Below are 7,171 nucleotides of genomic sequence, written 5' to 3' on the forward strand. Positions count from 1 at the left end.
AGCATGGCGTGGCGTTGTGAGCATGGCGCGGCGCCGCAAGCGCGGCACGGCGGCCCGCCATTCCGAACCGGGCGGCGCCAGCCCCCCGCCTTACAGCGCCAGCCGCAAGGCCTCGTTGGCGGCCGCCATGCCCATGGCCGCGGTCACGGTGACCACCGAGCCATAGCCGGCGCAGGACAACCCCTGCGGCGCCACGGCCTGCCCCGAAGCGCCCATATCGTCCTCGGCCTCCGCCTGCCGCGTCCATTCATCGGGCAGGATGGCGGGCTGGTCGAACCACAGGGCATGGATTCCCATCTTCGGCACGCGCTTGAGCGCCTTGCCGTTCTTGTCCGAAGCCCGCGGAAACCCATGCTCGCGCCGCAGCTTGTTGCGCAGCTTGGACAGCAAGGCATCGTTGACGGCAGCCGACAGGTCCCCAGCGCGCAACGCCAGCGGATCGGTCTTGCCGCCCGCGCCGCCGCACAACAGCATCGGAATCCCCAGCGCCCGCGCATGCAGGATCATGGCGATCTTGGCCGCAGCCTGGTCGGTGCAGTCGATGATGGCGCTGTAGGGACCGGGCAGCACTTGCGCGACGTTCTCCGGCGAAACGAAATCATCGACGCGCGTCAGCCGGCACTCGGGATTGATGGCCAGGACGCGTTCGGCCATGGCATCCACCTTGGACTGCCCCAGGGTTTCCGTGAGCGCATGGATCTGCCGGTTGACGTTGGATTCGGCGATGTGGTCGAGGTCGATCAACGTCAGGGCGCCGACGCCGCAGCGGGCCAGCGCTTCGACCGTCCAGGAGCCTACGCCACCCAGGCCGGCGATGGCGATGTGGGCGTTCTGCAGGCGCGCGGGGGCATCGGGGCCGTAAAGGCGGGAGAGGCTGCCGAAGCGGCGGGCTATGTCGGCTTTTTCTTCTGGGGCGTTCATGGGGGCATATTTTATATGGCCGCGGGTTGGGCGAGCCACCGGCGCCTTTCACGGCTCATGCCGCCACGCATCCCTGACAAAGCCCGGCGCCAGGCCGGTCACGACGACCCCGTCCGGCGTGGCGGGCCCGACCGAGACGGCGATCTGTTGCTCGGCGGCGCCTGCCGATTCACGAAACTGGACGAGGCTCTTGCCCGCGTCGGAGCGGATCGCGGAGGTCGGCACCACCATTGCCTGGTCATCATGAAAGGTCACGATCGAGGCGTTCGCCGTCATTCCCAGCCGCACCACCGCCTGTTGCGCCGCCGTCAGCGCAGGCAGTGCAATCACCACCTGATACATCGTGCCCGCCTGCGAGTCTCCTTCGAGTCCCTGCACGCCGATCGATTCCAATTCGCCCGAAAGCGCCAGGCCCCTGAACCCCTCGCCACGTATTTCCACCGGCTGCCCTGGACGCAGCTGATTGAGATCCGTCTCGTCGACCTTGGCCACGACATTGACGCGCCCGACGTCGCCGATGGCCAGCAGCCCCTGGCCCTGCGCTACCTTGGCGCCCGCCTGCAAGGGGTCTGCCGCGGCGCCCGGCCTGGAATCCGCGTTGCCCGGCGCGCGGATCACCACACCGGGAAACGGCGCCATCACCCCGCCAGACGCCGCATCGGCCAGCGCATTGCCCCTGGCCGAGGCATTGGCCAATTCCATTTCCGCGAGTTGCCGCGCCTCTCCCTTGCCGCGTTCACGGGTATTCGCGAGTTCCGCCTCGGCCGAGGCAAGCGACAGGGCTTGCATCCTGTCCTGCTGGATCAACGCATCCAGCTCCATGCGGGGAACGATTCCGTGCTCATAGAGCTGCCGCGTCTCGACCAGCTTCCGATGCGTATCGTTCACACTGAGACGCGCGCTCAACACAGCTTGACGCGCCCGGGCGACATCGGGTCCCGACTCCCAATGATCGATGTCGTTCAACGCCTTGCGCGCCTGGATCTGTTCGCTCAGCGCCTGACGCCGTTGTATGTCGAGTTGGGTCATATCCATCTCGAGCAGGCGCTGCCCCGCTGCCACCCGCTGCCCTTCCGACACGTCCAGGGATTTGATATTGCCGTCGAAGGGCGCGGTGATCGTGACTATCTGCGCGGACACGATCTTCCCCACCACGCCAAGACGAATGTCGACCGGCCGGGGCGAAACCCGTATCCAGGGGGAAGGCTCCTCTTGTGCCCTGCCGCCGGGCGGTCGCTGCCACGTGAAAGCGATCGCCACGGCGACAAGCAGGGCCACGCCGGCCGCCAACAGGCCAGGCTTATAGACAAGGGACTTAGTCATTCAATGAAATATCCCAACTTTGCAGTGTCATGCCCAGCTTCAAGTCCAACTGCGCCTGAGCGTCCAGATAGCTGATCAAGGCATTGAGACGAGCGTTCTCCGCCCCGCGAAGATCGGTTTCAAAGGCAAGCACCTGGAAGTTGCTCGACCGGCCAGCCTGCAGTTTCTGGTGTTCGATCTCGAGCTTCTTGCGCGACAGATCCCGCACGCGCCCCGCGATTTCGTACTGCCGCCATCGCGAGCCCAATTCCCGCACCGCGTTGTTCACATCCAGCGCCAACTGCTGCTCCGCGTTTTCAAGCAGCAACGCCTGGTTGTCCGCGTCGGCCTTTGCATGGACTTCGGCCTGTCGCGCGCTCAGATCCCCGAGGGGTATCTGCACCTGGACTCCCACATAACTGTCCCAGTGACGATCAGAGACCGCCTCAGAATGGCTCGATCGTCTCGTGCGCCCCTGGCTGGCGCCACCCATCAGCGAAACATCCCACAGGCGGTTGTCGCGCGCGACCACAAGATTGATATCGGCCTGCTCCCGGGCGATCACCTGCTGCAAATACCGCGGTTGATGCGTCAACGCGATGCGTTGGGCCTCCTGCAGGCTGAGCGTCGAGGGCATTTTCTGAGGCGTGTCGCCAGCCCGGATCCGGCTGCGCAGATCCAGCGCCAGCAGTTGCAGCAACGCCAATCGGCTGGCATTAACATCGTTGTCGGCATTCTCGACGTTGAATTCCTGGGTAGCCACATCCGCCTCGGTCTGCACCACGTCGACCTGCGCCATGCGCCCGGCGGCGATCAACGCCTTGTTGATCTCCCAAAGATCCCTGGAACGTTGCAACGCCGCCTTGGCGAGGGTGACTTGCTCCTGCGCCCGCATCAATTGCCAGTAGGTCTGGATAATCTGCGTGACGGTCTGGGAAACCGCGTCCTGCAAGGCCAGCCGATTGCTTTGCTCGATCAATCGCGCCATGCGCAAGGGCGCGGTTGCCACTTCACGCCTCGCGCCGCGCAACAAGGGCTGAATGATCGCGAGCGTGATGCCGTCATCCCGGAACCCGCCCGCCCGGTTGGCATTGCTCAATTGGCTGGTCCAGCCCAGGCTCAAGCGCGTGCCGAATTCACCCACCATCGTCGCCGCGGGCGAGAGCAATCCCTGTCGCGAACGGTCGTCCTGAGTACGATTGCCGGTGATCTGCCCGGTCACGAGAAGCTTGGGGGAAAAGTAATCCTCGGCCACGCGCAGGTCGAACTTCTGCGCCAGGCGGGTCAGGTAGGCGCTGCGTATGCCGCGATTGCCCCGCAAACCCAGAAAGACGGCATCGGTCAAGGTCAGATCGACGAGGCCCTCGCCCGGCACGGCCGGCGCCTGGTACGGCATGGTCGGGCGAGACGGCAACGGCTCATTCCCCGCGCGCGTCACGGGTGGCAGCGTCGCCACCCCAAGCGCCACCAGCAACATCCATGGGGTGCTACGCATCGCGCAAGGCCTGTACGGGCTCGAGCCGCGCAGCCGCAACCGCAGGCCACCAGCCGAAGAACACTCCAGTCAGCAGCGACATGCCCATCCCCAAGGGCAAGGATGCGGGAGCCAGTATGAAAGCCCAGCCAGAGAAACGCGTAAAAGCGTAGGCCGCGCCAACGCCGAACACCGCGCCCAACGCCGCGCCGGCAATGGCCAGCAGGCCAGCCTCGACCAGGAACAACTGGCGGATATCACGCCGCGTCGCCCCGAGCGCCAGGCGAACGCCGATCTCGCGCCGCCTTTCGGAGACGCTCATCAGCATCACGTTCATCACGCCCACGCCGCCCACCAGCAGTGAAATCGCGCCCAATCCGGCAAGCAGGTAGGAAAAGGTTCGGGATTGGCGCTTGAGACCGTCGATCAACTGCCGGGGAATCTCCACCTGAACCTCCCTGCCGGGCACCTGCGCCATGACATGCTCGCGCAACGCGCTGGCCGTTTCCGTCAGGTCGGCCTGGGGCGTCGCGCTGGCCAGGATGGCGCCAAGTGCAGGCTTGGGAAACAATCGGTGCAATCCTTCGATGGGTACGATCACCGATCGGTCCGCATCGACCGGAATCAGCGGATTCCCTTTCATGCTGCGCGTGATGCCGATGACTTGATACAGATAGCCGCCGATTTGCAGCGATGCTCCCAGCGTAAGCGGATGCCCCGGACTACCCAGCTCATGCGCGATTTCCGCGCCGACGACGGCAAAGGTGGCATGACGATCGAACAGCGACAGGAAACGGCCGCGATCCATGCGCAGATGCATCGCGGCAGCAAGATCCGGTGTCGTGCCCACGATCCTCGGAACCGCCGTGCGTCCCGAGAAACGCAACGGCACGTTGTAGACCGACAGCGGCGCCGCGTGGCGGATGCCTGGCACGGTCCGCGCCAACACACTGGTATCCAGCGAGCGAGGTACCGCGCGCGCCTTGGTGCCCGTCACCGGAAAAGTCACCACCAGGACATCCGTACCCATGTCCTTGAACAAGCGAGTCACCTGTTCGGCGGCGCTGTGCCCGATGTTCAGGAGCGCGATGATGGCTGTGCTGCCGACCATGATGCCAAGCAGAGCCAACAAGGCCCGGCGACCCAATTGGCGCAGACTGTCGACCGCCTGCAGCAGGGTCTGCGTCAACGATGGGCCGCGCATGCGCTGGAACACCGGAAATCAACGCCTTTCGCCGCAGCGGCAGGGTTCATGCAATACGCCGTCCCGCACATGAATCTGGCGCGAGAACCGGGCGGCCAGGTTGGCATCATGCGTCACCATCACGATCGTGACCGCCCGCTCGCGATTCAGCCCCATGAGCAAGGCCATGATGCTCTCGGCTGAAGCCTGATCCAGATTACCGGTCGGTTCGTCCGCGAGAATCAGGGCGGGCTCGCCCACCAAGGCACGGGCGATCGCGACTCGCTGGCGTTGCCCGCCAGACAGATCGGCGGGAAGGTGCCTGGCCCGGTCGGTCAATCCAACGTGATGAAGCCAATCCATGGCCCGGACCCGGGCCCGCGCGCGCGAGATACCGCGATAGAACAGCGGCAAGGCTACGTTATCCAAGGCGTTGATACGGGGCAGCAGGTTGAAGGATTGGAAGACGAAACCGATCTCCCGATTCCTGACCTGGGCACGGGCGTTGTCGTCGATACCCAACATGTCGCGCCCACGAAACAGGAACTGGCCGGTCGAAGGCCGGTCGAGCAAGCCCAGGAGGTTGAGCAACGTGGTCTTGCCGGAACCGGAAGCCCCGAGCAGCGCGCATGTTTCACCGGGATGTATCTCGAATGTCACATCGCGCAGCACGCTCACTGATTGGCTGCCTTTGCGATAGGTATGGCTGACACGTGTGATTTGAATGAGCGGAAGGCCCGAAGTGTCAGTAATTCGCATCAGCCACATAGCCCGAAATCGACGCGAATAGCTTCGACAGCAACTTAACGCCAGATCTACGAATCGCTACTCAAGATTTTTATTAATCGCCGTAATAAACCACCATCGTAGCGAGAATGTAGCGCGGATATGGACCCAGACCAGTACCGGTATATTTTACCGTGAACGACTTATCGGCCGGCCTGCCATTAAACATTTTATAGATTTGCCCATTGTCGATTATCGGATAGCAATCGATCGGACCGTTATAGCAGACCTCCATTGATACGTTTGCCTGAGAACTATCTTGAAGCTGAACTTGCACACCAGTGACGGTCTTTCCCAGCGGCGAGACAAGGAAATTGCTGGGTTGATACACAACCGTGGCGGTTCCACCCCTTCTCGACACATAGTCGCCACTCTTATAGGTGGACCACACATAATCACCGGCAAACGCGCTGCCGGAGAACAAAAGCGAAGCAATAACCGAAACATGCAACAATCGATTTTTCATCAAATCTCTCCTTGGGTTATGTGAACAGTGCATCATTCATCGACTGATGCCGAACTCACCCTTGGGATGACTTATGCTTCAAAAGCTCGATCAACATACAGGGTGAAACAGGTTAACGACCTGCCACCTCAATTTGAACGCGGTGATGAACTCGCATATTGCTATTTTTAGAACACGCGTGACCTTATGAGTCAGGCAAACCCGTCCAGATTGCGAAATAAAAAAAGCCCGATGAAAATCATCGGGCACCACTTATTCCGGAACACTATTTCTAAAAACAGCTCAGGCACAGGGCTTTTAAATTGATAACCTATACTCGGTGACTGGATGCAGTTTTAGATCTGAAACCTACTTTTCCATAAAGCAGGTCCATTACGACCTGGTGCCTCTGCCGCTCTAGATCACCCGCCTTCTGCAATAGAGCGTTGTGCGAAAAGCCGGTCTTCGCTTTCTCCAACGCATCAACCTTTGACTCATCCGAGCGTGGCATCGCAGATGAGGACCGATCGGCATGCCTGCCAAACGGATTATCATTCGCGCTATTGTAAGCCATGGCAAGAGCATCCACTCTCTCACGATATTTGACACTAATTCCAAATTTATAGGCAAAATCATCCGGCTGCGCCAAAATCAGTTTCCCGATCTTCTTGTAGATATCCATAGCCGAGCTACCCTTGCTCATTTCGGTGACATACAAGGCTTCCTGTTGAGCTGCAAATTTATCGTGCTGCCGCTTTAACGCGGCCTCCCTTTCGGGAGTGACCAGAATTCTCGTAGTCCCATAATATATTGGCCCGCCCTCCGACGTGAGTTCACTGCAATCGTGCCCAGGCGTGTATGCGCTATTGAAAACCATAATCTCGAGCTTCTGATGCCGTTCAGCCTCTGTATAGTTATTTGCGAAACGCGCCAGAGCTTCCGGTGTCCAGCACGCCAACAAGCTGAGATCCGCATCCTCATCTTCGGTCTCCTGGCTTGACAGCGCCACCGCCTTATCAGACAAGGCCACAGTCTTCGATGCCGGAGGACTTTCGAGATA

The 7,171-nt window shown here is 61.2% G+C and carries 7 protein-coding genes; all 7 read right to left on the bottom strand.

All coding sequences use genetic code 11. The features are described 5' to 3' along the window. Positions 1-90 precede the first annotated feature (90 nt). Positions 91-921, bottom strand: coding sequence for a tRNA threonylcarbamoyladenosine dehydratase (locus AOZ53_RS32860; RefSeq protein WP_054491035.1), 831 nt, complete (start codon positions 919-921; stop codon positions 91-93). Positions 922-969: 48 nt separating this feature from the next. After that, entirely contained in the window at positions 970-2,244 is a 1,275-nt protein-coding gene (locus tag AOZ53_RS32865) for an efflux RND transporter periplasmic adaptor subunit (protein ID WP_082385872.1), read from the bottom strand. Next, on the bottom strand, positions 2,237-3,700 hold the full coding sequence (locus AOZ53_RS32870; RefSeq protein WP_156333604.1) for a TolC family protein: 1,464 nt from the start codon (positions 3,698-3,700) through the stop codon (positions 2,237-2,239). Before AOZ53_RS32870 ends, AOZ53_RS32865 begins: the two co-directional genes overlap by 8 nt. A gap of 10 nt (positions 3,701-3,710) precedes the next feature. Next, the gene (locus tag AOZ53_RS32875) at positions 3,711-4,913 is read right to left on the bottom strand and encodes an ABC transporter permease (RefSeq protein WP_231690726.1); all 1,203 of its coding nucleotides are present in this window, start codon (positions 4,911-4,913) and stop codon (positions 3,711-3,713) included. Between the two features lie 6 nt (positions 4,914-4,919). Further along, the gene (locus AOZ53_RS32880) at positions 4,920-5,558 is read right to left on the bottom strand and encodes an ABC transporter ATP-binding protein (RefSeq protein ID WP_231690727.1); all 639 of its coding nucleotides are present in this window, start codon (positions 5,556-5,558) and stop codon (positions 4,920-4,922) included. 163 nt (positions 5,559-5,721) lie between these two features. After that, entirely contained in the window at positions 5,722-6,132 is a 411-nt protein-coding gene (locus tag AOZ53_RS34570) for a hypothetical protein (RefSeq protein ID WP_156333605.1), read from the bottom strand. A 310-nt stretch (positions 6,133-6,442) separates the two neighbouring features. Next, positions 6,443-7,171, bottom strand: a 729-nt coding sequence (locus tag AOZ53_RS34575) for a hypothetical protein (protein ID WP_231690728.1), incomplete at its 5' end; no start/stop codon positions are given.

It is taken from the genome of Achromobacter sp. 2789STDY5608621 (assembly GCF_001299375.1).
GTDB classification, from domain to species: Bacteria; Pseudomonadota; Gammaproteobacteria; order Burkholderiales; family Burkholderiaceae_B; genus Achromobacter; species Achromobacter insuavis.

Bases quoted from the DNA above. Each gene is read 5' to 3' on its own strand.
- AOZ53_RS32860 (WP_054491035.1), bottom strand. From the start codon at position 921: ATGAACGCCCCAGAAGAAAAAGCCGACATAGCCCGCCGCTTCGGCAGC.
- AOZ53_RS32870 (WP_156333604.1), bottom strand. From the start codon at position 3,700: ATGTTGCTGGTGGCGCTTGGGGTGGCGACGCTGCCACCCGTGACGCGC.
- AOZ53_RS34570 (WP_156333605.1), bottom strand. From the start codon at position 6,132: ATGAAAAATCGATTGTTGCATGTTTCGGTTATTGCTTCGCTTTTGTTC.
- AOZ53_RS32865 (WP_082385872.1), bottom strand. From the start codon at position 2,244: ATGACTAAGTCCCTTGTCTATAAGCCTGGCCTGTTGGCGGCCGGCGTG.